This is a genomic window from Candidatus Eisenbacteria bacterium (assembly GCA_016930695.1).
In the GTDB taxonomy this organism is placed as follows: Bacteria; Orphanbacterota; Orphanbacteria; order Orphanbacterales; family Orphanbacteraceae; genus JAFGGD01.
The window spans coordinates 63,511-88,553 of the sequence record JAFGGD010000031.1; the positions used below are offsets into that span (position 1 = coordinate 63,511).

Consider the following 25,043-nt stretch of genomic DNA (forward strand, 5'->3'; position numbering starts at 1 on the left):
CGGCGGCGGGCCATCCCGTTCCGGATCGATCCGGACGGGGCGCGGGAACGATTCGCCGTCACGCGGCGCTCGCCGTGATCTCCCGCGCGGAATCGGGGAAAGTGTAGCACATGGATGGGCGGGGGGTAACCTCGCCGAAGGGGCATCGCTCGGCGGGGAAACGGGTTGACAGCCCCTCGGGGCGCCCGGTAGGCTCCTCACACCAGTCAAACGGAATCCATGATCGACGGGGTTCCTCATCGCGGGTTTCCCCGCCCTAGAACCGCACAGAGGTAGTGAAGATGCACTTTGGGTTGACCGAAGAACAGGAAATGATCCGGAACATGGCGCGCCAGTTCGCCTCCGATATCCGCGAGGAAGCGCAGAAGGCGGAGGATGAAGGGGTTTTCTCACGGGAATTGGCGGGCAAGCTCGCCCGGAACGGTTTCCTCGGCATGTGCGTGCCCGAGGAATACGGCGGCCAGGAGATGGATTTTCTCAGCTACCTGATCGCCACCGAGGAGATCTCCCGGGCGGCCGCCGGACAGGGCATGCTCGTCGGGCTCCATAACTCGCTCCTCAACTTCCCGCTGCAACACTTCGGCACGGAGGAGCAGAAGCGGAAATACCTGGTCGGTTCGGCGACGGGCGCGCTGCTCGGCTGCTACGCCCTCACCGAGCCGGAGGCGGGATCGAACGCCACCAACCTGAAGACGATCGCCCGCAAGGACGGGGACGACTATGTGATCAACGGGCGGAAGATCTTCATCACCAACGGATCGGTGGCGGATTTCGTCATCCTTTTCGCGAGGCTCGAGCGGAACGGCAAGCTCACCCGCCACGTTTCCGCCTTTCTCATCGACAAGGGAACTCCCGGGTTCTCCGTCGGCACGGTGGAACAGAAGATGGGCCTCAAGAGTTCTCCCACGGCGGAGCTGATCTTCGAGGACGTGAAGGTCGGTCCCGAGTCGCTTCTCGGTCCCGAGGGGAAGGGGCTTCGTGTGGGGGTGGACACGCTTCACGGCGGCCGGATCGCGGTGGCGGCGTCCGGCGTCGGCATGGCCGAGGAGGCTTTCGTCTGCGCCCGCGCCTACGCGCTCGAGCGCGAGCAGTACGGTCACAAGATCGCCGACTTCCAGGGGATTCAGTGGATGCTCGCCGACATGCGGACCGAGATCGATATGGCCCGGCTGGTCACCTACGACGCGGGCTGGCGGAAGCAGGAGGGGCTTCCCTACGCGCGGCAGGCGTCGCAGGCGAAGCTGGTCGCTACCGAGACGGCCACCCGCTGCGCGGGCCGCGCCATCCAGATTCACGGCGGGTACGGATACATGCGGGAGTACCGCATGGAGCAGATCTACAGGGACGCCAAGGCGGCGGAGATCTTCGAGGGAACCTCGGAAGTGCAGAGGAGCACCATCGGCCGGGATGTGCTGAAGGGGGATTAGCTCCGCGGGAACGACGCGTTGGTTCGGGGCCGCCTTCCTCGGGAGGCGGCCTTTTCGCGCCCGCCGGTTTCAGCGCGGTTCGGCGGTTTCGCCGTTTTCGGCGGCGGCGCGTCGTAGCTCGTCGAGCGCCCCCGCCGCCATCTTCCCGATCCGTGTCCCCGGCGCGACGGAGACCGCCCCCTGGAAAGCGCCTATCGCTTCGCGTGTCAATCCCAGGTCTCTCAGCGTCAACCCCAGGTTGTACGCCGCGTCCTGCATCCTCCCGTCTTTTTCAAGACCGCGCAGGAACCAGTGGACCGCCTCCCGGTTCTCGCCCCCGCGCCGGTAGGCCATGCCGATCCAGAAGTACCCCTTGGCGTATGCGGGAGCGCGCTCCAGCAGCGAGACGAAGAAATCGACCGCGTCGGCGTAACGCCCGGTGGTGATCAGCAGGTTGCCGATGTTGTCGTAGATTCGTTGGCGGCCGGGGCAGATCTCGGCAAGCTCGTAGAGCACCTCCAGGGAGGAGTCCAACTCGCCGTAGGTGTAGTAGGCCATAGCCCGGTGAAGACCGTCGATGCAGGGGACCAGATCCTTGGGGTCCTCCTCCGTTTCCGTCGCCGATGCGTCCGCCGGCCCGTCCCTCTGGATGTACCCGATCGCTTCGAGACGCTCCCGCGTTTCCTCGTCGATCTCCTCCTCCTCCCGCTCCTCACTCGGTTTCCACTCGTCGACGAAATCCTGCATCTCCCGGGCCCGGCTTCGCTCCAGCATAAACAGGTTTTCCGTTTCGCCCGGATCGGCCGCCAGGTTGTACAGCTCCGGCTTGGGCGCCTCGATGTACTTCCAGTCCCCATCCTGGACGCCGAAGAGCCGGCTCGCGGCGTGGTGACCCGGCGAATAGGTTTCGACGTAATTGACCAGCTTCCGGTTTCGCTCCTCCCCCAGCAGGAGGGGGACCAGGCTTTTCCCCTGCGTCTCTTCCGCGCCGGGGAGGCCGGTCAGCTCGAGGAGGGTGGGAAAGACATCCACGCTTCGGGCCGGCGACTCGACCAGCCGCGGCCAAGCGGGGGGGAGGGCGCCGCCGCCGATGATCAGGGGGATGCGCAACGTGGATTCATAAAGGAAAGTGTCGTGGTACATCTCGCGGTGCTGGCCGAGTCCCTCGCCGTGATCGGCGGAGAGCACGATCAGCGTTCTCTCCCAGAGACCCTTCTCGCGCAGCATCCACTCCAGCTCGCCGATCGCCCGATCCAGAAAGGCGACCTCGCCGTCGTACTGGCGATCCGGCCAGCTCCTTTCGGGAAAGAGACCGTCGTAGGGGGGAGGCGGGTCGTAGGTTTCGTGGGGATCGAAATAGTGGAGCCAAAGGAAAAAGGGCTCCGAGCCTCCCTGTGCGAGCCACGCGCGGACGCGGGCGTTCACCTCGTTCGCCCGGCGCTGATCCGCGTTCCGGGAGATCTGGCTCCCCCTCGGGCCCCGCGCGATCCGCTGGTCGTAGATGGTGAAAAGATCGGGCATCGTGTCGTCGTACTCGTCGAACCCTTGGTCGAGGCCGTACTTCTTATCGAGCTGGAAGGAGGAGACGATCGCCGCGGTCCGATAACCCCCGGCGCTCAGGCGCTCCGCCAGGGTGATCCTCTCCGGGTCCAGACTGTAGGCGCCGTTGTCGTGGACTCCGTGGCGGGAGGGGGAGAGCCCCGTGAGAAAGCTGGTGTGGGAGGGGAGAGTGAGAGGGACGCTGGCGACCATTTCCGGAAAGAAAACCCCCTGCCGTGCGAGACGGTCCATGTTCGGGGTGAGGGCTCCCGGGTATCCATATGTGGCGAGCCTGTCCGCCCGGAGGGTGTCGATGGTGATCAGGATCAGATTCACGCCGGGCAGAAGAGGGGGGCGCGCGCATCCCAGGGGAAGGAAGAGGAGGAGGGTCGCGCAAACGCCCCACCACACCCCACCCTTTGTGCGGCGGGACCGCCTTTTTTTGTTATTACTAATTTTGATAGTGCATTGCATTAATTGATTAAACCAAATTCTTGCCCCCTCGCGTCCCCGGAAAGACGAGGAGGAGGGGAAAAAAGTGAAAATTCCCATTTTTTCGCTCTATAGAGGCGAAAAAAGTATTGACGCCTATTTCGATGGGGCCTAATGTGGGCCCAGGTGGGTGGAAGTGGCGCATAATGGGTTTTCTGAGCGTTCGCCACAACCGCAAAAAACGTCCGGGATTGATCGCCTTTCGCTGATAGCCCTCCTGAGCGCTTTGCGAGCGCTCCACCCGATGGGGCCAGTATAGGAACGGCGACCCGGAAGCGCAACCTCCGGCGCGCCCCTTCCACCACCGCATCGGAGGCGAAGTGGGCAGACTACTCGGTCGCTACCAGGCCACATTGGACGAGAAGGGGAGAACCAACATCCCCGCCCGCATCCGGAGGGTTCTCTCACCCGACCCGGAATCGCCGATCATCATCACCCGCGGATACGATGACTGTCTCGCCGTCTATCCCCTCGCCGAATGGGAGGCGGTGGAAAAAGACCTTCGCGCCCTCCCCTACAACGTCGGCAACACTCGTCTCTTCGCGCGCGAAATGGCCTCCCACGCCGTGGAGGCCGGACTGGACCGGTCGGGGCGGATCCTGATCCCCCGGGAACACCGCGAGTGGGCTCACCTGGAGAAGGACATTCTCGTCCTCGGCGTCATCACGCATCTTGAACTGTTCAATCCTGAAATATACGAGCGGTATCGATCCGGATACGGCATGACCTACGAAGGGGTCGCCGAGGAGATGCAGAAGTACCGCTCCACCGGCCGGCAGGAATGATCCGGAGCGGAGACGTTCCCGGGCGACCCGAACACGTGCCCGTCCTTCTGCCGGAGACCGTCGAGGCGCTGCGCCCCTTTCCGGGCGGGCTCTTCGTGGACGGCACACTCGGCCCGGGCGGCCACGCGGAGGCGGTGCTCAAGGATGTGCGGGGAATCGAAGCCTTCGTCGGCATCGATCGGGACGGCGAGACGCTCGCCTCGGCGCGGACACGACTCGCCGGAATCTCCTTACCATCCCGTTTCGCGCACGGCGATTTCCGCGACTTGGTCCGCCTGGTCGGAGAGGAATGGTTGGGAAGGGTCGGCGGCGTACTGCTCGACCTGGGCGTTTCGTCGATTCACCTGGATGATCCGGAACGCGGTTTCAGCCACGGCGCGGAGGGGCCACTCGACATGCGCATGAACCGTCGGGACGAAAAGAGCGCCTTCGACGTGGTGAACGGCTACGACGAGAAACGTCTCGCCGACACGATCCGGCGTTACGGCGAGGAGAGGAACGCCCGTGCGATCGCGCGGGAGATCGTTCGGGAAAGGGAGTCCGGACCGATCCGGGACACCGCCCGCCTCGCCCGGGCCGCGGGGCGCCGGATCCCGGCGCGCATGCGGACCAAGGGACTCTCCCGTGTTTTTCAGGCGATCCGGATCGAGGTGAACGACGAACTGGGCGCGCTCGAGTCCGGCCTGGACGGCGCGTTGGAGCTGCTCGCGCCGGGCGGACGTCTCGTCGTAATCGCCTATCACTCCCTCGAAGACAGGATCGTGAAGGAGCGTTTCCGGCAGTGGGAACGCGGCTGTGTCTGCCCGCCCCGGGCGCCGGTCTGTCTCTGCGGGCGCGGGCCGCTGGTTCGTCTCCCGCACCGGCGTGCGATCCGCCCCGGCGCGGAGGAGACGGCGCGAAATCCGCGAGCACGAAGCGCCCGGCTCCGCACGGCGGAAAAGCTCGGCGGCGGCGCGGCGCGAGCGGGGGAGGAGGATCTCGGATGACGCGGAAAGGAACGAAAGAGAAGCGGCGGCGGCTTCACACGCCCCGCCTTTCCGTTCCGCCGGCGAAGCGGTTCCTGCCGGCGCTTCTGGCGGCGGTGATCCTTCTCGTCGCGTGCGTCTCCCAGCGTTTTTCCGTCGTTCAGATGCACCAGGAGAACATGGAACTCCGGGCGGAGTTGGAGAAGCATCGCGGCGCGCGGGAGAGGGAGGAGGCGAACGTGGCCGCCCTTCTCGCCCGCGGTCGCATCGAACGGCTCGCCAGGGAGCGGCTGGAACTGCGGCCTCCGGAGCAGGGCGAACAGGTCTTCCTCGTCGAGTGGACCGCCCCGATCCAGGGCGGAGGAGGGGAAGGATTGTTCGGGGGCGCCGGACGCGGACTGGTCGAGCTCATCGGCCTCGCCCGCGGCGATGCCGTCGATGGACGGGGGACGGGGGGGGGACGGTGAGTCCTTTCGGTCGAAAGATCCGCATGTTCGTGGTCGTGACGGCCTGCCTCGCCTGTTGGGGCGTCCTCTTCGCCGGTTTGGTGCGCACGCAGATCGTGCGGCACGAAGAGTACCAGAACCGGGCCGAGCGGCAGCACACCTGCCGCGTCGAGGTGCCCTGCGACCGTGGACGGATCCTGGACCGGAACGGTGTGTTACTCGCCGGTACCCTCTCCTCCCCTTCGATCATCGCCAACCCGAGCCAGATTCGGAACACGGCCGAAACCGCCGCGCGGCTCGCGCCGATTCTGGGGCTTTCCTGCTCGTCGATCCGGAGCCGCATCTCGCGCGGGGGACATTTCGTTTGGCTCGAAAGGAAAACCGAGCCCGCCGTCGCGGAGCGGGCGCTCGCCGAAAACCTCCCCGGCGTCTACACCCTCCCCGAAAAGGATCGTGTCCATCCGCGGGGGGAACTCGCCCGGCTGGTGGTGGGGATCACGGACGTGGACAACCGGGGGCTCGAGGGGGTGGAGAAGTGCTTCGACGATTTCCTCGGCGGCGAGCCGGGTTGGCAGGTGTTGCAGAGGATTCCCGAACGGCGGAGCCGAAGCCTCCCCGATTTTCCCGCGGAGCCTCCTCGGGACGGTTGCGACGTGGTGCTCACGCTGGACGCGCGCATCCAAAGCGCGGTGGAGCTTGAGCTGGGGCGGGCGGTGGAGGAGCACGGCGCTTCCTGGGGGATGGCGCTCGCCATGGACCCGGCCACGGGCGAGATTCTGGCGCTCGCCGCCACCGAGCCCGGCGCGGGGGCAGAGGCGGCGGCGCTGAACCGTTGTGTGGCGGCGCAGTTCGAACCGGGCTCCACGTACAAACTGATCACCTACGCCGCGGCGCTGGAGGAGGGAGTGGTCCGCCCGGAGGACGTTTTCGACGCCGGCGGCGGGAAGATGAATTTCGGCGGCTACACCATCCATGACCCGAAGGAATACGACAGCCTGACCGTCCGGGAGGCTTTCGAGTTTTCCTCCAATATCGTGACCGCCCAGGTGGCGCTTCGTCTCGGCGCGGAGGCGCTCTACTCCTATTCGCGCGCCTTCGGCATCGGCGCGCGCACCGGCGTGGAACTTCCCGGCGAAGTGACCGGGATGCTCCGCCGTCCCTGCGAGTGGAGCCGCCGCTCGCTCGCCACCGTGGCGATCGGCCACGAGGTGGCGGTCAATCTGATCCAGATGGTTTCCGCCTACGCCGCCGTCGCCAATGACGGCGTGCTGATGGAGCCGCGCATCGTCCGAGAGATCCTCTCGCCGGAGGGGAAACGGATCCGCGGTTACCCCCCCGTGCCGGTGCGCCGGGTCGTCTCGCGGGAGACGGCGTCGCTCCTGCGCGATTTTCTTCGAGGCGTGGTGGAGCGGGGGACCGGACGCGCCGCGGACCTCGGCGTGCTCCAGGCGGCGGGAAAGTCGGGAACGGCGCAGATGCTGGAAGAGGGGGGCGGCTTCTCGAACCGTCGATACACCTCCTCCTTTATCGGATTCGTGCCGGTGGAGGAACCGCGCATCGTCGTCGCGGTCGTGTTGGTCGACCTGTCGGGGGTGTTTTACGGCGGTCTGGTGGCCGCTCCCGTCTTCCGGGAGATCCTGTGGAAGACGGCCTGTTGCGACCTGAGCGAGCCTTTGCGGGACGTGCTCGAGAGGGACGCGGCGGGCCGATGGGCCATGGCCGAGCGGACGTGCCGCCTGGACCCGGCGCCGGCGCCCGAGGCGCGGCCGGGTCCGGCGGCGGCCATGCCCGCCCTCGTCGGCCTTCCCCTACGGGAGGCGAAGAGAGTGTTGCTCGATTCGGGAATGCGGGTGCGTTGCGAGGGGACGGGAACGGTGACGGCGCAGGATCCGTCGCCGGGGGTCGCCCTGCAGCCGGGGGAACGTTCGTATCTAAAGGGAAGCGGAACGTGATGACCGTGGAGAACCAGGCGATGCGTTTCGATCTCCTTCTCGAGGAGGCGGCGCTTCCGGTGAAAGAACGGGTGGGCGATTGCGCGGTGCCCGTCCGGCGGATCACGGCCGACTCCCGCGCCGCCGGTCCCGAGAGCCTCTTCGTCGCCCTCCGCGGTTTCCGCACAGACGGCCACCGCTTCCTCCGGGAAGCCGCGGAGCGGGGCGCCTCGGCGGCTCTGGTGGAGCAGCCGAACCGCGCCGTGCGGATCCCTCAAGCGGTTGTGCCGGACACGCGGATCGCCCTCGGTGAAGCGGCGGACCGTTTGTACGGAAGGCCGAGCCGGGCGATTCCGGTCTTCGGCGTGACCGGCACGAACGGCAAGACCACGGTGATCCATCTGCTCGCGTCGATCCTTCGCTCCGCCGGCGGGCGGTGCGGGCTCCTGGGCACCCTCGGATACAAGTGGGACGGCGAAAGCCTGGAGGCGCCGAACACGACGCCCGGTCCGGACGTGATCCACGGCCTGCTCGCGCGGATGCGGGCGGACGGGATCGATCGGGTCGCCATGGAGGTCTCCTCGCACGCCGTCTCACTGAAGCGTGTTTCCGGGCTCAAGCTCCAAGCGTTGGCGCTCACCAACGTCACCCGGGATCACCTCGACTTCCATCGGAGCGAGGAGCGCTACCGGGAAGCGAAGCGCCGTCTTTTCTTTCCGGAGCTCGCCGGAGAAGACAGAGTGGAGGTCGGCGCGGCGGTCTTGAACCGGGACGATCCGGTCGGCGCGGAGCTGGCGGCGGAATCCCCGCTGCCGCGGATCACCTATTCCGTCGGCGGCGACGCGGACCTTCGCGGAGAGATCCTCGCCTCCGAACCGGAAGGGCTCCGCCTCCGTCTCCGTTACGAGGGGGAGGAGGCGGAGACGCGCCTCCCCATGGCGGGCGCCTTCAACGCCGCGAACGCGCTCGCCGCCGCCGGACTCGCTCTCACCGCGGGGGTCCGCCTCGCGGAGGCGGCCGCCGGGCTCGCCTGGGCGGCTCCTCCTCCCGGAAGGATGGAGAGAGTCGCCGGCGACCAAGACTTCACCGTAATCATCGATTACGCCCACACGCCCGACGGATTCCGGCAACTCCTTCCCGCCGTCCGAGCCTTCACCGTGGCCCGGCTGATCGTCGTGTTCGGATGCGGCGGCGAGCGGGACGAGGGGAAGCGGGCGATCATGGGTGAGATCGCCGGGGCCGGGGCGAACCTGGTGGTTCTGACCGATGACAACCCGCGCGGGGAGGACCCGGCGAAGATTCGTGCGCAGGTCGAGGAGGGGTTGCGGAAAGCCGGCGCGATCTACCAGGTGATTCCGGACCGGAGGGAGGCGATCGCCCACGCTTTCCGCGTCGCCGCCCCGGGGGACACGGTGGTCCTCGCCGGCAAGGGACACGAGCGCTATCAGATCATCGGCCGCGAAAAATTCTCCTGGGACGAGCGGGCGACGGCGGAGGAGCTTCTCGCCGAAGGGGGGGGCGGATCGTGAGCGCCTACACCCCCGAACGCATCGCGGACATTCTTCAAGGGGAGCTTCTCGCCTCGCCCGCTCCTGCGGCCGATTGCCGGGGCGCCTCGGTCGACACCCGCCGGATCCGGCAAGGGGAGATCTTCTTCGCCCTCGTCGGCGAAAGGACCGACGGGCACCTCTTCGTAGAGGAGGCGTTCCGGAGGGGGGCGGAGGCGGCGGTGGTGCGGCGGTCCCGCGCGGGCGACCTGCCGGCGACGATCGACCGGGGCCGGGTGGTGGCGGTGGAGGAGCCGGCGGCGGCGCTGGAGAAACTCGCGGCGCATCACCGGGACCGCCTCGGCGCGCGGGTGCTGGCGGTGACCGGCACGAACGGCAAGACGACCACCAAGGAGCTGATCGCCGCGGCGCTTCGCGGAGCGGGGCGGACGGCATCGTCGCCGGAAAACTGGAACACGGCGATCGGCGTCTCTCTCGCGATCCTGCGCGTCGAGGAGGGGACCCGTTGGGCGGTGCTCGAACTGGGGATCAGCGCGCCGGGAGAGATGATCCGTCTCGCGTCCATCGTCCGTCCCGACGCGGCGGTGTTCACGAACGTCCGCGCCGCCCACCTGGAGGGGCTCGGATCGTTGGAGAACACGGCGCGGGAGAAGTGCCTGCTCCTCAACCGTCTCGCGCCCGGCGGGGCGGTGTACGCCAACGGCGACGATCCGGTTCTCCTTCGCACGATCCGCCTGGCCGGGCGGGAGCCGGTCACCTTCGGTTTCTGCCCGGAGTGCGCGATCCGTCCGGAGAAAACCGATCCCTGGGGGGACGAGGGGATCCGCCTCGAGATGCCCGAGGGCTCCTCCTTTCGAGTCGATTTATACGGAAATCATCAAGTCCCGAATCTACTCGCCGCGATCGCCGTGGCCCGCGGCGAGGGGATTGACGACGGCGCGATCGCCCGGGGACTGCGAGGATTCACCCCTCCGCCGGGAAGGTTCCGGCCGATCCGGGAGGAGGGAGTCCTCTTTATCGACGACACCTACAACGCGAATGTCGCTTCCGTCACCGGCGCGATCGAGTTTCTCGCGCGCCGCCCCTCCGGCCGCCGGCACCTTCTGTTCGGCGACATGATGGAGTTGGGCGCGGAGGAGGAACGGGCCCACCGGGAGGTGGGAATGGCCGCCGCCGGCGCCGGGCTGGACCGGCTCTGGCTCGTCGGGGAACGGACGCGGCACACCGCCGAGGCGGCCTCCGCCGCCGGCATGCCGCCGGAGCGGATCGTGCGGTGCGGAGAAGACCGAGAGGCGTGGGCGGAGCGGATCGCCGGCGAACTCGAGCCGGGGGACACGCTGGTCGCCAAGGCTTCCCGGGCGATGGCGATGGAACGGATTCTCCGCGCGGTGCGCCGGGCCTACTCGGCGGCGGCGCGCGGGAGCGAGGCGTAGATGCTTTATCTTTTGCTCTATCCGCTGCGGGACGTCTATTCGTTCCTCAACGTTTTTCGCTACATCACCTTCCGTTCCGCTTACGCGGCCGTCTCGGCGCTGCTCCTCTGCTTCCTGCTCGGGCCATGGGTGATCCGGCGGCTCCGGGCGAGACAGTTCGTCGAGACGGGGAGCGACCTCACTCCCGACACGCACCGTGCGAAGCGGGGAACGCCCACGATGGGGGGGATCCTGATCCTCTTCGCGATTCTGCTTCCCACCCTTCTCTGGGCGGACCTCACCAATCGGTACGTGCAGCTCGCCCTCCTCTCCACGGTCTGGCTCGGAGCCATCGGGCTATTGGACGACTATTTGAAATCGGTCCGTAAGCTCCCGAAGGGGCTGGTGGGACGGTACAAGCTGGCCGGGCAGATCGGCCTCGGCGTATTCCTCGGCGTGATGCTCGTTCACTTCGCGCCGGAGCCGGAATGGGCGACCAAGACGGCGCTCCCCTTCCTCAAGGACCGGACGATCGATTTTCGCTGGTTCTACGTTCCCTTCGTCGTCTTCGTGCTCACCGGGTCGTCGAACGCGGTGAACCTGACCGACGGTCTGGACGGCCTCGCCATCGGACTCACGGCTCTCGCCGCGTTCACGTTCGGCGTGATGGCCTACGTGGCCGGCCACGCCCAGTTCGCCGGATACCTGAACATTCCTTTCCTGAAGGGAGTGGGCGAGCTGACCGTCTTCTGCGGCTCTCTGGCCGGGGCGGCGCTCGGCTTCCTCTGGTGGAACACCCATCCGGCCCAGATCTTCATGGGCGACACCGGTTCGCTCGCGCTGGGCGGCCTCCTCGCGGTGATCGCCGTGTTCATCAAAATGGAGTTTCTCCTCGCTCTCGTCGGGGGCGTGTTCGTGCTCGAAGTGCTCTCGGTCATCATCCAGGTGACCTCCTTCCGCTTGCGCGGCAAGAGGGTTTTCCGCATGGCGCCGTTGCACCACCACTTCGAACTGATGAAGTGGCCCGAGCAGAAAGTGGTGGTCCGATTCTGGATCATCGGAATCCTATTCGCGTTGCTCTCGCTGAGCACGCTGAAGCTGCGGTAATGAAAGACGAACCGAAACGCACGCTGGTGTTGGGGCTCGCCCGGAGCGGGCGGGGGGCGGTGGACCTCTTGCTCCGCCTCGGGACCCCGCCCATCGGCTATGACCAACGCCGGCCGGAGGACGACGAGCAGCGCGAGAGGATCCGCCTCTGGGAATCGGAGGGGGCGCGCTTCCTTTTCGGTGAGCCGGATGCATCGATGCTGAGCGGCGTGGACCGCGTGGTGGTCAGCCCCGGCCTGCCGCCCGGCCACCTCCTCCTCGAGGAGGCGCGGCGGCGCGGCGTGGAGATCATCGCGGAGATCGAACTCGCTTTTCGCGTCATGGATGCGCGGCTCACCGCCGTGACCGGCACCAACGGCAAGTCGACCACCACGACGCTCATCGGCGAGATCCTGAAGCGGGACGGGCGGCGGACCGCCGTGGCGGGGAACATCGGTCGTCCCCTCTGCGACGCGGTCGGTCCCTACCGTGACTTCGACGAGATCGTGGCGGAGATCTCCAGCTTCCAGCTCGAGGGGGTGGAACGTTTCCGCCCGCGCCTCTCGGTGCTGCTGAACGTGACCGAGGACCACCTGGATCGACACGGCACATTCGAAGAATACCTTCGCCTCAAGGGGCGTGTTTTCGAGAACCAGCGAGAGGGGGACTGGGCGGTCCTCAATTACGACGATCCCGCCTGCCGGCGCATGGTCCGCAAGGGAGGAGCGCGGACGGCGTGGATCAGCCGGACCGCGCAGGGCGGATTCCCCGGCGTCTACCTGCGATACGGCGAGATTCTCTCCACGCTGGGCGGGGACGAGGAACTCGTCGGGTTGGAGAGGGACATCGCCGTGCCCGGTCCGCACAACCGGACCAACGCCCTCGCCGCGACGGCGATCGCGAAAATCCTCGGCGTGCCGAACAACGTGATTCGGACCACGCTTCGCGAGTTCCCCGGCCTGGAGCACCGGCTCGAGCGTGTGGAGACGGTGCGGGGGATCCACTTCATCAACGACTCGAAGGCGACCAACGTGGAGTCGGTTTATTACGCGCTGCAGAGTTTCGACGCGCCGATCGTCTGGATCGCCGGCGGCCGGCCGAAGAAACCGACCTTCGATACCCTTCGGGATCTGGTGGCGATTCACGTGCGCTCGATGGTGCTGATCGGCGAGGCGCGGCGGCTGCTCGAGGAGGCTTTCCCCGACGTGTCGGACCGTTACTACGCCGATTCGATGGAGCAGGCGGTGCGGATCGCCTACCGGGTCGCCCGGAAGGGGGACGTGGTCCTCCTATCGCCGGGATGCACCAGCTTCGACTGGTATCACGATTTCGAGGAGCGTGGCCGGGACTTCAAGAGCGAGGTCCGCGCCCTGGCGGAGAGGGAGAAGCATGACGAGGCGTGATGAAGTCCGGACGGACGGATTCACCGGTGAGCGGACCGGACCGGACCGTGTGCTGTTCGTGGTCGTGCTGATGCTCGTCGCCATCGGCATCGTGGCGGTTTTCAGCGCCAGCGCTTTCCGCGCCGCCGAGGTGTACCGGGACGCCGCATTTTTCCTCGAGCGGCACCTGATCCGCGTGGCCTTCGCGCTGGTCGGCTGCGCCCTCGCCTATCGCAGCGATTATCGGTATCTGACCCGGCACTCCCGGCCGCTCCTTCTGCTCGGCATCGCCCTGCTGGTGGCGGTGCTCCTGGTCGGCTGGGAGGACGACGTGCGCGGCGGCCGCCGCTGGATCCGCCTCGGCCCGATCAACCTGCAGCCCAGCGAGGTGGCGAAGCTCCTGGTGGTGGTGTATCTCGCCGATTTCTTGAGCCGTAAACAGGAGCACCTCGCTAGTTTCCGGCGGATCGCCGTGCCGGTGGTGATCGTGCTCAGCCTGGTGGCGGTCCTGATCGCGCTCCAGAGAAACCTCTCCGGCGTTTTCCACGTCGCGCTCCTCGCGACGGTCCTTCTCTTCCTCGGCGGCGCCAAGATCCGGCACCTGTTCGTGCTCGGTCTTCTCTTCTCCGTCGTGGCGGGCGCCTCCGTGGCCCGCAATCCCTATCAACGCGGGCGGATCGAAGCCTTCTTGAACGGCCGGCAGGACCTGCAGGTCGCCGACTACCAGGTGGATCAGTCGCTGATCGCCCTCGGCTCCGGCGGCTGGACCGGCGTCGGAGTGGGACAGTCCAAGCAGAAGTTTTTCTTTCTCCCCGATTCCCACACCGATTTCGTGCTCGGCATCGTCGGCGAGGAACTGGGCTTCGTCGGCGCCGGCGGTGTGATGGTGCTTTTCCTGCTCTTCGGGTGGAGAGGTGCGCGGATCGCCGTGCGCGCGCCGGACACGGCGGGCCGGCTGTTGGCCGCCGGGATCACCCTGCTGGTGTTTCTCTACGCCATGCTGAATATCGCGGTCGTTACCGGAGCGGCGCCCACAACCGGCGTGCCGCTCCCCTTCGTGAGCTACGGCGGATCGTCCCTTCTGGTCACCCTCGTCGGGTCGGGGATTCTGTTGAACATTTCGCGCCACGCCTATCGGCGCTCCTGGGCGACGGCGGAGACGGCGAAGAGGCGCCTCGGAAACGGAGAACGATGAACGTGCTCTTTGCGGGCGGGGGAACGGGCGGCCACCTTTTTCCGGCGGTGGCCGTGATCGAGGCGCTTCGGGAGACGGCGCCGGAGGCGCGGCCCCTCTTCGTGCTCGGCGGAAGTCGCGGCGCGTCGCTGTTGGAGCGCTACGGGATCGCCTGGCGATCCATCCCGGTGCGCGGTATGCCCCGGGGAGGCGCCGCGCGTATGCCCCTCTTCGCCCTCCGGCTCGTCGCGGGAACTGTCGCGAGTCTGGCGCTGACGGCGCGGCTCCGGCCGGCGGCGGTGCTCGCCATGGGGGGGTACGCGAGCACGCCGGTCGCCTTCGCGGCGCGGTTGCTCGGACGGCCGGTCTTCGCGGCCGAGCAGAACGCGGTGGCCGGCGTCGCCACGCGGTGGAACGCGCGCTTCGCCCGGCGTCTTTTCCTCGGCTATGAGGGGGCGCTCTCCGGAGCGCCGCGCGGCTGCGCACTGGAGACGACCGGGATACCGGTGCGGCGGGAGATCCTCCGTGGAGATCGTGCCCGCGCTCTCGATCGCTGGGGTCTCGACGGGGACCGCCGCACCGTGCTCGTGCTCGGCGGCAGCCAGGGGGCGCGCGGACTGAACCGTCTGGTGATCGGCGCGCTCCGGCTTTGGGGCCGGGAGGGGGAGGGGGCGCAGGTCCTCTTCCAGACAGGGGAGGCGGATTGGGAGACGGTCCGGGATTCCTGCGGCCGGATCGCTCCCCTCGTTCGCCCCCACCCCTTCCTGGACGAGATGGGCGACGCCTACGCCGCGGCGGACCTGGTGATCTGTCGCGCCGGCGCGTCCACGTTGGCGGAGATCAACGCCGTCGGGCTCCCCGCGGTCCTGGTCCCCTTCCCAGCGGCCACGGATCGGCACCAGTCGAAGAACGCGCTCCACCTCGCCCGGAGCGGAGCGGCGATCGCCCGGGAGGAGGAGGAGTGGACGCCGGAGGCGTTGCTCGTCGCCGTTCAGGGTCTGTTGGAGAATGAAAAGTTGCGGAGTGAAATGGCGAATCGAAGCCGCGCCCTGGGCCGACCGGACGCGGCGGAGCGGATCGCCGCGAGATTGACGGAGGCGATGGGAAAGGGGAAGAGGCGTGCGCGGACTGACGTTGGTGAAGCCGGCGCCCGCGCCGGAACCGGAGACGAGTGAAGTGATCTTCGGACGGGTGCGTCGGATCCATTTGATCGGTATCGGCGGAACCGGGATGAGCGGGATCGCCGAGATCCTCCTTAACCTCGGTTTCGAGGTTTCCGGGTCGGATCTGGTTTCCACGGATGTGACGGAGAGGCTCGAACGTCTCGGCGCCACGATCGTCCGCGGGCACGGCTCGGCGCTGGTGGAACAGGCGGGCGTGGCGGTGGTCAGCTCCGCCGTCTCCCGCGAGAACCCCGAAGTGGTTCTCGCCCGCGCGGCGGGCGTGCCGGTGATTCCCCGGGCGGAGCTTCTGGCGGAGCTGATGCGCGTCAAGCGGGGCGTCGCCGTCGGGGGCGCCCACGGGAAGACGACCACCACATGGATGATCGGCCTCGTTCTCGCCCGCGCGGATCGGGACCCGACGGTGGTGGTGGGCGGGCGGCTGAATCAGCTCGGAACCAACGCCCGGTTGGGCGAAGGGGATCTTCTGGTGGCGGAGGCGGACGAGAGCGACGGCACTTTCCTGATGTTGGCGCCGGAGCTGGCGGTGGTGACGAACATCGACCGGGAGCATCTCGATTTCTACGAGAACCTGGAGGCGATCAAGGAAGCCTTCGCCCGCTTCTGCAACCGGGTCCCCTTCTTCGGCGCGGCGGTGGTGAACGGAGACGACCCGGAGCTACGGGCGCTTCTTCCTCGGGTGACCCGCCGGGTCGTCACCTTCGGCGTCGATCCGGGCGCGGATGTCCGCGCCGAAAAGATCCGGCAGCACGGCCAGGAGAGCCGTTTCACGGTGAGCGTCTCGGGACGGGAACTGGGGGAGGCGCGCCTCTTCACCCCCGGCCTCCACAACGTGCGCAACGCCCTGGCGGCGATCGCCGTCGGCTTGGAGTTGGAGATCCCCTTCCCGGTCATCGCCGAGGGTCTCGAGGATTTTCGCGGCATCCACCGTCGGATGGAGGTGAAGGGGGAACACCGGGGCCGCCTGGTGATGGACGATTACGGCCACCACCCGACGGAGGTGAGGGCGACTCTCGCGGCGCTTCGCGACGCCTATCCGAACCGTCGCCTGGTTGTGGTTTTCCAGCCCCACCGGTTTACGCGGACCGAGCGGCTGGCCGAGGAGTTCGGCGATGCCTTCGCCGACGCGCACCGCCTTTTTCTTCTCGACGTGTACGCCGCCGGGGAGAGGCCGATTCCGGGTGTCGATTCCGGGCGGATCGCCGACGCCGTGGAACGCGCCGGCGGGCCGGAGCCGGTCTGGATCCGGGAACGGGAGGAAGCGGTGGAGCGGATCGCCGGCGAGAGCCTGGCGGGCGACCTGATTCTCACCCTGGGCGCGGGCGACGTTTGGCGAGTCGGCGAGGAGATTTTTCTCGCGCTCACCCGGCGGCCGGGCGGGGGCGGAGGTTTCTTCGGTTGATTTTGGTGGTTGAGATGCAAAAGAAAGAAGTCGAGCGGCGGATCAGCGATGCTGTGGAGGGGCGCTGCGAACGGGAAGCGCCGCTGAAGCCGTACACCACCTTCCGGATCGGCGGGCCGGCGGACCTTCTGGTCCACGCCCGTACCGAGGAGGAGATTCGCGGCGTGCTCCGGATTCTGGACGGGACGGATGTCCCCCTGACGGTGCTCGGCGGCGGCTCGAACATACTCGTGCGGGACGGCGGCGTTCGCGGCGTGGTCCTCCGGCCGGAGGGACTCGGTGCAATCGCCGAGCGGGACGGCGGAATCGTCGAAGCGGGGGCGGGCGTATCTTTCGGGGCGCTTCTCCGCTTCACGCGCGAGAGGGGGCTCACGGGGTTGGAGTTTCTCGCCGGCATTCCCGGCGCGGTGGGGGGCGGAATCGCCACGAACGCCGGAGCCTTCGGCACGTCGCTGGGGGAGCGGACCGTGGAAGCGCGTGTCCTGGACCGTCGCGCCGTCACCCGTTCGATTCCGCGGGAGGAACTCCGTTTCGGCTATCGCCGCTCCGAGCTCCCCGGCGGGGCGGTCGTGGTCGCGGCGACCTTCCACCTCGAGAAGGACGACCCGAAAGCGGTGGAGGAGCGGATCCGCGCGAACCGCGAAGTCCGGGCGCGCACCCAACCGCTCGACCGGCCGAGCGCGGGCTGCGTTTTCCGAAACCCTTCGCCGGACCGGTCCGCGGGGAAACTGATCGATGAGGCGGGTTGCAAGGGGATGCGGGTGGGCGGCGCCGTCGTGTCGCCGGTGCACGCCAACTGGATCGTGAACGATGGGGGGGCGACGGCGCGGGACGTGCTCGCCCTCCTGGACGAGGTGCGGCGGATCGTGCGGGAAAGGAGCGGCGTGCTCCTGGAGCCGGAGATTCGCGTGGTGGGTGAGGCATGAAGCGAAGACGCCGTTCGCCCTGGAAGAGGAGAGTGGCCGCGGTCGGGTTGCTCGTGGTGGTGGCGGGAGTCTCCTACGGCTTCGAGCGGGGGCGGGTCTGGCTCGTCGCCGAAGGGCGTTTTCCGATCACCGAGATCCGCGTCGAAGGGAACGACCTCCTCTGGGAGGGGGAGGTGCTCGAGACGGCGCGGGTGGAGCGGGGGACGAACCTCTTCCGGCTCGATGCGGGCGAAGTGGAGCGGCGGCTCGAGGAGTGGCCCTGGATCCGGAGCGCGCGGGTCCGGCGCCGCCCGCCGGGGACCGTACGCATCCGGGTGGAGGAGGCGCGCCCCTGGCTGCTCGCCCTGGAGGGCGGGGAGGCTCGTTTCGTGGATCGAAGTGGGGTCGAGTTCCCCACGCTCGGCAAGGAGGAGCGGATCGATCTGCCCCTTCTGACCGGCCCGGCGGCGCGGCGAGGCGAGGTGGTGCCCCTTCTCGCCGCGGCCTTTCCGCCGGATGAGGATTGGGTCTCCCGATGCGCGGCGGAGGTGCGAATCGACAGCAGCGGCGCCGTCGCGTTCCGGGAGATGCGATTCGGCGCGAGGGTCCGCTTCGGCGCGGACCGATTCGCGCGGAAGGCGGCGCGGTTGGAATCGGTGCTCCGGGAATGGGAGAGGTGCGGCCGGGGTTTCGGCGAGTTGGATCTCCGTTTCCGGGACCAGGCGATCGCCCGGGGCGCTCCGCGCGCCCCGCGGGGGCGTTCGCTCTAGGAGGGACGGCGACGCCGCCGTTTTAGAAACGATCGATGGCGCAAGCAATCGTTACGGGGAGGAGAGGATGGCTGCAGAACGGATGATCACCGGAATCGACATCGGCACGTCGAAGGTGTGCACCGTCGTCGCCGAGGTTGCCGGGGAGGGCGACCCCGAAATCGTCGGTGTCGGCCTCAGCCGGTCCGAGGGGGTCCGCCGCGGTGTGGTGGTGAACGTGGAGAAGACGGTGGAGGCGGTGGCCCGCTCCGTTCAGGAAGCGGAACGGATGGCCGGAGTGAAAGTGGACGAAGCCTTCGTGGGAATTTCCGGCCGACATATTCAGGGAGTGAACAGTTCGGCGGTGATCGCCGTCTCCCGGACCCATGACGAGATCACGCCGGGGGACCTGGAGCGCGTGCTCGACCAGGCCCAGGCGGTTTCCATCCCTTCGGACCGGCGGGTGCTCCACGTGCTCCCGCTGGAGTTCGCCGTGGACGACCAGGACGGTATCCGCAACCCGGTGGGGATGTCCGGCATCCGTCTCGAAACGGAGGTCCACATCATCACCGCGGCGGCGACGTCGGCGCGGAACGTGGAGAAGTGCGTCCACCGCGCCGGCGTGGAGGTGAAGGAACTGGTTCTCGAAGGGTACGCATCGAGCCACGCCGTGCTCGAGGAGGACGAGCGGGAGCTGGGCGCGGTGCTTCTCGACATCGGCGGAGGGAACACGAACGTCACCCTGTTTCTGAACGGTTCGATCCATCACACCTCATCGATCGGACTGGGCGGAGAGAACGTAACCAGCGATATCGCCATCGGCCTCCGCACCCCCCTCGCGGAGGCGGAGGCGCTCAAGATTCACTACGGCCACGCCCTCGCGGCGCAGGCGCCCGCGGACCGGGAGATCCAGGTCCCCGGCATCGGCGGGAGGGCGGATCGGGCGATCTCGCAGCAGGTGCTCTGCTCCATCATCGAATCCCGGGTCGAGGAGATCCTGGAGCTGGCGTACCGGGAAGCTCGGGGGACGGACCTGCTCGACCTGATCGGAGGCGGCGTGGTGGTGACCGGAGGAACGGCGGACCTGCGCGGCGTGGCGGACCTGGTCGAGGCGGTGTTCGAGATGCCGGTCAAGGTCGGCACGCCCCGTCGGGTGGTCGGTCTCATGGACGAGGTGAACACGTCCCGCTTCTCCACCGCGGTGGGACTCGTGCGGTACGGACGGGAACGGGAGCGCCGTGGCTCGGTGCGCGCCCCCGTGGCGTTCCGGACCGGCGGCGGGCTGCAGCGAATGGGGAGCTGGCTGAAAGCGGTTGTGAATCAGTTTTAGACGGGTGAAGGAGGAATTGCGGTGTTTGAATTCGTAACCAGTCACGTGGACACGGCCAAGATCAAGGTGGTCGGAGTCGGGGGAGCCGGGGGGAACGCGATCAATCGAATGATCGAAGCGGGGCTTTCGGGCGTGGAGTTCTGCGCCATGAACACGGACAGCCAAGCCCTCGCTCAGTCCCTCGCGCAGCACCGTCTGCAGATCGGGGACAAGATCACCGGCGGGCTCGGATCCGGCGGCCTGCCCGAGGTAGGGAGGCGGGCGGTGGAGGAGAGCCGGGAGATGATCGTGGACGTGCTGGACGGCGCGAACATGGTGTTCGTCACCGCGGGCATGGGCGGCGGCACCGGCACCGGCGCGGCGCCCGTGGTGGCCGAGGTGGCCCGCGAATTGGGCGCCCTCACCGTCGGCATCGTCACCAAGCCTTTCGAGTTCGAGGGGCGGCGGCGGATGCGCCAGGCCGAGGAAGGGCTGGCGGAGCTGAAGTCGATGGTGGACACGATGATCGTCATCCCCAACCAGAGGCTCCTCTCGGTGGTCGGTCCGGGCGTCTCCCTGCTCGAAGCCTTCGCCACCGCCGACGAAGTGCTGCTGCGGGCTACCCGGGGCATCAGCGAGCTGATCACCCTTCCCGCGCTGGTGAACCTCGACTTCGCCGACGTGCGCACCATCATGTCCAATATGGGCGACGCCCTGATGGGGACCGGCGCCGCGACCGGCGAGAACCGGGCGCTGGAGGCGACCAACCAGGCGATCTCCAGTCCGCTCCTGGAGGACGTGACGATCCACGGCGCCCGGGGGGTGCTGATCAGCATCGCCGGCGGCACGGATCTGACGTTGCAGGAGGTGAACGAGGCGACGAGCATGGTCTGCGACGAGGCGGGACCGGAGGCGAACATCATTTTCGGCGCCATGGTGAGCGACGATCTCCAGGGGGAGGTGCGGGTGACGGTGATCGCCACCGGCGTGGGCGCCCGCGCGGAACAGCGAATCCCGGAGCCGGCCCGCAAGGTGATCCCCTGCGAGGCGCGTATCGTCGAGAGCCGCGACCCGGCGGATCTGACGGACCTGCAGACCCCCGCCTTCCGCCGGCGAGAGGGGATGCTCTCCCGTCTGAAGGCGCGTCGCCGCGCAGTCAACTACGGCCGGGACGAGGACGATCTGGACACGCCGACCTTCCTGCGCGCCCAGGCGGACTGACCGGGTCCGGCCGGAAGAGGATGGGGGCGGACGCGGCGCCGCTTGTCGCCTCGTCCCCGCCGGTTCACCCGGAGTCGCGAATCCCGACGGCCGGATCGGCCCGAAAAACACCGCCGGGCCGTTCCGCATCGCCGGCGTCCCGTCACGGAGCGTCTCGTCGCTCCACTCCTTCACCCCGCGGGACGGACGGGGGAACGCGATCGTCGCGGGCGAATCGGATCGGGTCGCGCCGTCCTGGCGCGGCCCGCTTTTCTTTCGTACAATGGTATCTCTCCCCGTTTCGCGGAAAGGGGGCGGCCGTGTCCCGTTCGATCCATGCGCAGCGCACATGTACGCCGTTTTCTCCGCGCGTGCCCGCCCTCGCTTTACTGATCGCCGTCCTTCTTTTCCCGTCCACCGCCGCGTCCGGCGAGAAAGGGTTCTCCTTCGTCGTCACCGGCGACATCCACTTCTACACGGAAGGCGCCTTCGATTCCTCCGCGTATTTCCGCGGGGTTTGCGAGGCGATCGCCCTTCACGACCCGGGAGCGTTCCTGATCAGCCCGGGGGATATGGCCCCCCCCGCATCGGCCCGCGCCGTCATCGATCGGGTCCTCGGGACAAATCAGATCTGGTTCCCATGCACGGGAAACCACGACATCGAATCCGAATCTTATATAGAATATTTGCGTCAATATGTTCTGGACCCGAACGGAGAGTCGGAGCCGAACCTGGTCCGTCTCGGCCCGCCCGGATCGGAAAACACCACCTACTCCTTCCGATGTGGAAACGCGCATTTCGCCGTGATCAACGAGTACTACGACGGGACGAGCGACGCGGGAGGCGACGGGGACGTGCCGGAGGCGCTTTACGACTGGCTCGCCGAGGACCTCGCCGCCGCCGGCGCGGAGCACCTCTTCGTGATCGGACACGAACCGGCCTACGTGAAACCGGACGCCTGGAACGACCGCCTCCGTCACCTGGGTCAGAGCCTGGACAAACATCCGGAAAACAGGGACCGTTTCTGGAGCCTTTTGGCGGAGCACGACGTGGTCGCCTATCTGTGCGGTCACTCGCATAACGCGAGCGTCTACCGGCAGGACGGCGTCTGGCAGATCGACGGGGGGCACAGCATGGGCGCGGGCGATCCCGATGCGCCGAGTCATTTTTCCATCATTCGCGTGGAGGGGGAGCGGGTGGTCCTCGAGAGCTACCGGGATTTGCACGACGGCGTTTACGATTACGATGACGTGGTGGAGAAGCACGTGATCCGCGCGCCGGGGGGCGTGGTCCCCCTCGTCGGCACGGGCTCGGTCTGGCGCTACCGGGACGCGGGGACGGACCCGGGGGGCACTTGGCGGAAGCCCGCCTACGACGACGCCGCCTGGAGCACTGGACCGGCTCCTCTCGGCTACGGCGAGGGGGACGAGGGGACCGTCGTGGACTATGGGCCGGATCCGTGGGAGAGGCGCATCACCACCTATTTTCGCCACGCCTTCGAGGCGCCCGACGGCGCGGATCGTTTCCTCTCGCTGATCGTTCGCGTGGACCGGGACGACGCCGCGATCGTCTATCTGAACGAGCGGGTGATCCTCTGGAGCAATCTGGACCGGGACAGCGTGGTGACCCACGAAACCCGCGCGTCGCGGATCGTCGGCGGCGACGAAGAGAAGGAGTACGTCATCGCCATCGCCGATCCTTCTCTCCTCCTTCCGGGGAGGAACATGCTGGCGGCCGAGGTGCACCAGGCCAACAGCGCCAGCTCGGACCTCCGCTTCGACATGGAGCTTTACGCGCTCGCCGATCGGGATTCGACCGACACGGACGGGGACGGGATCATCGACGTCGTAGAGGGGGAGGGGGACCGGGACGGCGACGGCGTGCCGAACCGTGAAGACTACGACCCGACCGGATACTTCTACGACGAGGCGGACGGAAGGATTCTCGCGGGGGGGAGGATCTCCGTGGAGGGACCGGGCGCGGTGACGCTCCACGCCGACGGTTCCGATGGACGCTATCGCTTCTCGGTGGACTCGGCGGGGGTCTACGCGATCGAGGCGGTGCCGCCCCCCGGATACGAGCCGAGCGACGCGTGCCCCGTCCGGCCGGACACGGTGCGCGCCGACCCGGACGCCCCCATCGCGCTCGGCGCCGGAGAAGACGGCGCTTCGGGGTTTCTCGTTTCGCCGTCCTGCGCGGCTCACTACCGCGCGGTCCGTTTCCCCGGCCCCGGTTTCGCCCTCGTCCATGACAACTTCCCCTTCCGCGTCGTTTCTCCGGCGGAGACCGTTTTGGGATACCTGATCGCGGAGGCGGAGGGGGAGGAAGTGGTGGTTCGCTGGGAAACCCTCGCGGAACCGGAGGGGGTACGCTTCCGTCTTCGCCGTCTCTTCGGGGGCGAGTCGGATGTCCTGTGCGCCGCCGCCGAGAGGGTCGAACGGGAGGAAGGTGGTGCCGTTTATACCTATAGGGATCGGCCGGAGGCGAACGGTTCCTATCGTTACCGGTTGGACACGATCGACGACGCGGACACGGTCCTCGCGGGAGAGGCGGTGATCCTCTTCGAAGGGCTTCCGCTCCGATACCGTCTGACCGTGGCCGGCCCCAATCCATTCCGCTCCACCGTTCGCTTCCTCGTCGAACTCCCCGAGCGTGCCGCGGTGGAGATGGATCTCTTCGATATCCGGGGGAGGCGGGTTCGGCGTCTCCTCGGCGTCGAGAGCGCGCCCGGCGCCCGCTTCCTCGAATGGGACGGGAGGAACGACCGGAGGGAACCGGTTCCGAGCGGTCTCTACTTCTGCCGCTTCCGTTCCGGTTTTCGCGTCCTTCACGCCCGGGTGATACTTATGCGTTAAAGAATTAGCTGCGCGCCGCCACGGACCACCCCGCGGCGGGTCGATTTTTCGTCCGCCTCGGAACGTGCACGGTGGTAGGATGAGAGCGAGGCGAACGCCGGCGGGCGGAGAGGAGTACCGATGCGCGTGACCTATGAATCGATCGGCGTCGCCCGATCCCCTTTCCACACCATGGCGGAGACGCCGAGACAACCGCGGGTGAGCGACGTCGAGGGGACCATTGAGATCGACGAGGCCTTCGCCGAGGGGCTCAAGGACATTGAAGGATTCTCCCACATCTGGGTGATCTTCCACGCCCATCGCGCCGATTTTCACCAGCTCTTGGTGAAGCCTTACCTGGACGACCGGCTCCGGGGAGTCTTCGCGTGCCGCGCCCCCCGGCGCCCCAACCCGATCGGCCTCTCCCTCCTCCGGCTCCTCGGACGGGAGGGCTCCGTCCTCCGCGTGAGCGGCATGGATCTCCTGGACGGAACGCCGATCCTCGACATCAAACCGCACGTTCCCGAATTCGATCATGAAGCGGGGGCGCGGATCGGCTGGCTCGAGGGGAAGGAGATCGAGCGGTTGGACGAGGAGAGGGATTAGTCCGGTCCCTCGCTCCGGATTCCGAGAGGGTTTCTCACGATCCCCCGTCGCCGAACCGCTCCACCCACCCCCCGACCTTCTTCCGGAAAGGCTCCTCGATCGGCCGCCCCGATTCGGGTGGATCATTGATGAAGGAAGGATCACCGGTCTCGAGGAAACGGGCCATTCCCTCTTCGTTCGCCCAGTAAAAAAGACCCCAGTTCTCCAGGCTCCATTCCGGATCGTACTCGTTCACCTCGTAATCGATATAAAAGAGGCGTTCTCGCCGGAGGAGGAAGTTGGTGGGGAACCAGTCCAGGTTGAGACCGCTGCGCCGGGCGAGCCTCGCGATCGAGAAGAGGCCGGGAAGCATGGACGAGGGGTCGCCGCCGCCGGCGATCCTCTCCGCCGCGGTGGGACCCTCTAAATATTCCTTTACCAGAAAGCGCTTTTCCCGATCGAAGAGGAGGAGACGCGGAACGGGGATGCCGATCCGGAGGAGCGAGCGGTACGCTTCCCGTTCCGGATCGGCGCGGTTCCCCTCGAAGCGGTAGTAGGGGTTCGGCTCGTCGTGCATTACCTTGAGCACCACCCGCGCCCCGCCGCGGCGGGCGAGATAGGAATGGGCCGATTTTCCTTTGCCGATCAACCGCTCGACTCGGCAGGACGCGCCGGAAGCGGGGAAACGATCGCCGGGGCGCAGGATCTCCATCAGGGCCGTTCCTCCGAGTCGACCGTAATCGATTGCGGCA

20 protein-coding genes are annotated in these 25,043 nt (G+C 67.5%); 18 read left to right on the top strand and 2 right to left on the bottom strand.

What is annotated here, in order from left to right; translation table 11 throughout:
• Nucleotides 1-281 precede the first annotated feature (281 nt).
• Nucleotides 282-1,427 carry an acyl-CoA dehydrogenase family protein gene (locus tag JW958_07120; protein MBN1826019.1) on the top strand — a complete coding sequence of 382 codons (1,146 nt, stop codon included), beginning with the start codon at nucleotides 282-284 and terminating at the stop codon, nucleotides 1,425-1,427.
• A 69-nt stretch (nucleotides 1,428-1,496) separates the two neighbouring features.
• On the opposite strand, the gene JW958_07125 is transcribed toward JW958_07120, so the two are convergent.
• Nucleotides 1,497-3,356, bottom strand: coding sequence for a sulfatase-like hydrolase/transferase (locus JW958_07125; protein ID MBN1826020.1), 1,860 nt, complete (start codon nucleotides 3,354-3,356; stop codon nucleotides 1,497-1,499).
• A 401-nt stretch (nucleotides 3,357-3,757) separates the two neighbouring features.
• On the opposite strand from JW958_07125, the gene mraZ reads away from it, so the two are divergent.
• The 17 genes from mraZ to tsaA all read left to right on the top strand — a co-directional run bounded on the left by mraZ (nucleotide 3,758) and on the right by tsaA (nucleotide 24,312).
• The gene (gene mraZ, locus JW958_07130; protein ID MBN1826021.1) at nucleotides 3,758-4,222 is read left to right on the top strand and encodes a division/cell wall cluster transcriptional repressor MraZ; all 465 of its coding nucleotides are present in this window, start codon (nucleotides 3,758-3,760) and stop codon (nucleotides 4,220-4,222) included.
• Entirely contained in the window at nucleotides 4,219-5,208 is a 990-nt protein-coding gene (rsmH, locus tag JW958_07135; GenBank protein MBN1826022.1) for a 16S rRNA (cytosine(1402)-N(4))-methyltransferase RsmH, read from the top strand. Before mraZ ends, rsmH begins: the two co-directional genes overlap by 4 nt.
• Nucleotides 5,205-5,654: a hypothetical protein gene (locus JW958_07140; GenBank protein MBN1826023.1), complete on the top strand. Its 450-nt coding sequence runs from the start codon at nucleotides 5,205-5,207 to the stop codon at nucleotides 5,652-5,654. The genes rsmH and JW958_07140 overlap by 4 nt, the downstream gene beginning before the upstream one ends.
• On the top strand, nucleotides 5,651-7,585 hold the full coding sequence (locus JW958_07145) for a transpeptidase family protein (GenBank protein MBN1826024.1): 1,935 nt from the start codon (nucleotides 5,651-5,653) through the stop codon (nucleotides 7,583-7,585). Before JW958_07140 ends, JW958_07145 begins: the two co-directional genes overlap by 4 nt.
• Nucleotides 7,582-9,093 (top strand): UDP-N-acetylmuramoyl-L-alanyl-D-glutamate--2,6-diaminopimelate ligase, encoded by a 1,512-nt coding sequence (locus tag JW958_07150; protein ID MBN1826025.1) that lies wholly within the window; start codon nucleotides 7,582-7,584, stop codon nucleotides 9,091-9,093. The genes JW958_07145 and JW958_07150 overlap by 4 nt, the downstream gene beginning before the upstream one ends.
• A complete protein-coding gene (murF, locus tag JW958_07155; GenBank protein MBN1826026.1) occupies nucleotides 9,090-10,505 on the top strand; it encodes a UDP-N-acetylmuramoyl-tripeptide--D-alanyl-D-alanine ligase in 1,416 nt (471 codons plus the stop codon). The genes JW958_07150 and murF overlap by 4 nt, the downstream gene beginning before the upstream one ends.
• Nucleotides 10,506-11,591 carry a phospho-N-acetylmuramoyl-pentapeptide-transferase gene (locus JW958_07160; GenBank protein ID MBN1826027.1) on the top strand — a complete coding sequence of 362 codons (1,086 nt, stop codon included), beginning with the start codon at nucleotides 10,506-10,508 and terminating at the stop codon, nucleotides 11,589-11,591.
• A complete protein-coding gene (gene murD / locus JW958_07165) occupies nucleotides 11,591-12,973 on the top strand; it encodes a UDP-N-acetylmuramoyl-L-alanine--D-glutamate ligase (GenBank protein ID MBN1826028.1) in 1,383 nt (460 codons plus the stop codon). The genes JW958_07160 and murD overlap by 1 nt, the downstream gene beginning before the upstream one ends.
• On the top strand, nucleotides 12,960-14,147 hold the full coding sequence (gene ftsW, locus JW958_07170) for a putative lipid II flippase FtsW (GenBank protein ID MBN1826029.1): 1,188 nt from the start codon (nucleotides 12,960-12,962) through the stop codon (nucleotides 14,145-14,147). Before murD ends, ftsW begins: the two co-directional genes overlap by 14 nt.
• A complete protein-coding gene (gene murG, locus JW958_07175; protein ID MBN1826030.1) occupies nucleotides 14,144-15,301 on the top strand; it encodes an undecaprenyldiphospho-muramoylpentapeptide beta-N-acetylglucosaminyltransferase in 1,158 nt (385 codons plus the stop codon). Before ftsW ends, murG begins: the two co-directional genes overlap by 4 nt.
• 4 nt (nucleotides 15,302-15,305) lie before the next feature.
• The gene (locus JW958_07180) at nucleotides 15,306-16,709 is read left to right on the top strand and encodes a UDP-N-acetylmuramate--L-alanine ligase (protein ID MBN1826031.1); all 1,404 of its coding nucleotides are present in this window, start codon (nucleotides 15,306-15,308) and stop codon (nucleotides 16,707-16,709) included.
• Nucleotides 16,706-17,635 carry a UDP-N-acetylmuramate dehydrogenase gene (gene murB, locus JW958_07185; GenBank protein ID MBN1826032.1) on the top strand — a complete coding sequence of 310 codons (930 nt, stop codon included), beginning with the start codon at nucleotides 16,706-16,708 and terminating at the stop codon, nucleotides 17,633-17,635. Before JW958_07180 ends, murB begins: the two co-directional genes overlap by 4 nt.
• Nucleotides 17,632-18,384, top strand: coding sequence for an FtsQ-type POTRA domain-containing protein (locus JW958_07190; GenBank protein ID MBN1826033.1), 753 nt, complete (start codon nucleotides 17,632-17,634; stop codon nucleotides 18,382-18,384). Before murB ends, JW958_07190 begins: the two co-directional genes overlap by 4 nt.
• A gap of 67 nt (nucleotides 18,385-18,451) precedes the next feature.
• Nucleotides 18,452-19,693, top strand: a complete 1,242-nt coding sequence (gene ftsA, locus JW958_07195) for a cell division protein FtsA (GenBank protein MBN1826034.1) — start codon at nucleotides 18,452-18,454, stop codon at nucleotides 19,691-19,693.
• 15 nt (nucleotides 19,694-19,708) lie between these two features.
• Nucleotides 19,709-20,893 carry a cell division protein FtsZ gene (gene ftsZ / locus JW958_07200; protein ID MBN1826035.1) on the top strand — a complete coding sequence of 395 codons (1,185 nt, stop codon included), beginning with the start codon at nucleotides 19,709-19,711 and terminating at the stop codon, nucleotides 20,891-20,893.
• A 299-nt stretch (nucleotides 20,894-21,192) separates the two neighbouring features.
• Nucleotides 21,193-23,727 carry a metallophosphoesterase gene (locus JW958_07205; protein MBN1826036.1) on the top strand — a complete coding sequence of 845 codons (2,535 nt, stop codon included), beginning with the start codon at nucleotides 21,193-21,195 and terminating at the stop codon, nucleotides 23,725-23,727.
• 120 nt (nucleotides 23,728-23,847) lie between these two features.
• A complete protein-coding gene (gene tsaA, locus JW958_07210) occupies nucleotides 23,848-24,312 on the top strand; it encodes a tRNA (N6-threonylcarbamoyladenosine(37)-N6)-methyltransferase TrmO (GenBank protein ID MBN1826037.1) in 465 nt (154 codons plus the stop codon).
• Nucleotides 24,313-24,346: 34 nt separating this feature from the next.
• Here tsaA and JW958_07215 read toward each other — a convergent pair whose 3' ends face one another.
• Complete coding sequence (locus JW958_07215; GenBank protein MBN1826038.1) at nucleotides 24,347-25,003, bottom strand: hypothetical protein; 657 nt, start codon at nucleotides 25,001-25,003, stop codon at nucleotides 24,347-24,349.
• Nucleotides 25,004-25,043 lie beyond the last annotated feature (40 nt).

Bases quoted from the DNA above. Each gene is read 5' to 3' on its own strand.
- rsmH (MBN1826022.1), top strand. From the start codon at position 4,219: ATGATCCGGAGCGGAGACGTTCCCGGGCGACCCGAACACGTGCCCGTC.
- JW958_07190 (MBN1826033.1), top strand. From the start codon at position 17,632: ATGAAGCGAAGACGCCGTTCGCCCTGGAAGAGGAGAGTGGCCGCGGTC.
- ftsA (MBN1826034.1), top strand. From the start codon at position 18,452: ATGGCTGCAGAACGGATGATCACCGGAATCGACATCGGCACGTCGAAG.
- JW958_07160 (MBN1826027.1), top strand. From the start codon at position 10,506: ATGCTTTATCTTTTGCTCTATCCGCTGCGGGACGTCTATTCGTTCCTC.
- murG (MBN1826030.1), top strand. From the start codon at position 14,144: ATGAACGTGCTCTTTGCGGGCGGGGGAACGGGCGGCCACCTTTTTCCG.
- ftsW (MBN1826029.1), top strand. From the start codon at position 12,960: ATGACGAGGCGTGATGAAGTCCGGACGGACGGATTCACCGGTGAGCGG.
- murD (MBN1826028.1), top strand. From the start codon at position 11,591: ATGAAAGACGAACCGAAACGCACGCTGGTGTTGGGGCTCGCCCGGAGC.
- JW958_07215 (MBN1826038.1), bottom strand. From the start codon at position 25,003: ATGGAGATCCTGCGCCCCGGCGATCGTTTCCCCGCTTCCGGCGCGTCC.
- JW958_07120 (MBN1826019.1), top strand. From the start codon at position 282: ATGCACTTTGGGTTGACCGAAGAACAGGAAATGATCCGGAACATGGCG.
- JW958_07140 (MBN1826023.1), top strand. From the start codon at position 5,205: ATGACGCGGAAAGGAACGAAAGAGAAGCGGCGGCGGCTTCACACGCCC.
- tsaA (MBN1826037.1), top strand. From the start codon at position 23,848: ATGCGCGTGACCTATGAATCGATCGGCGTCGCCCGATCCCCTTTCCAC.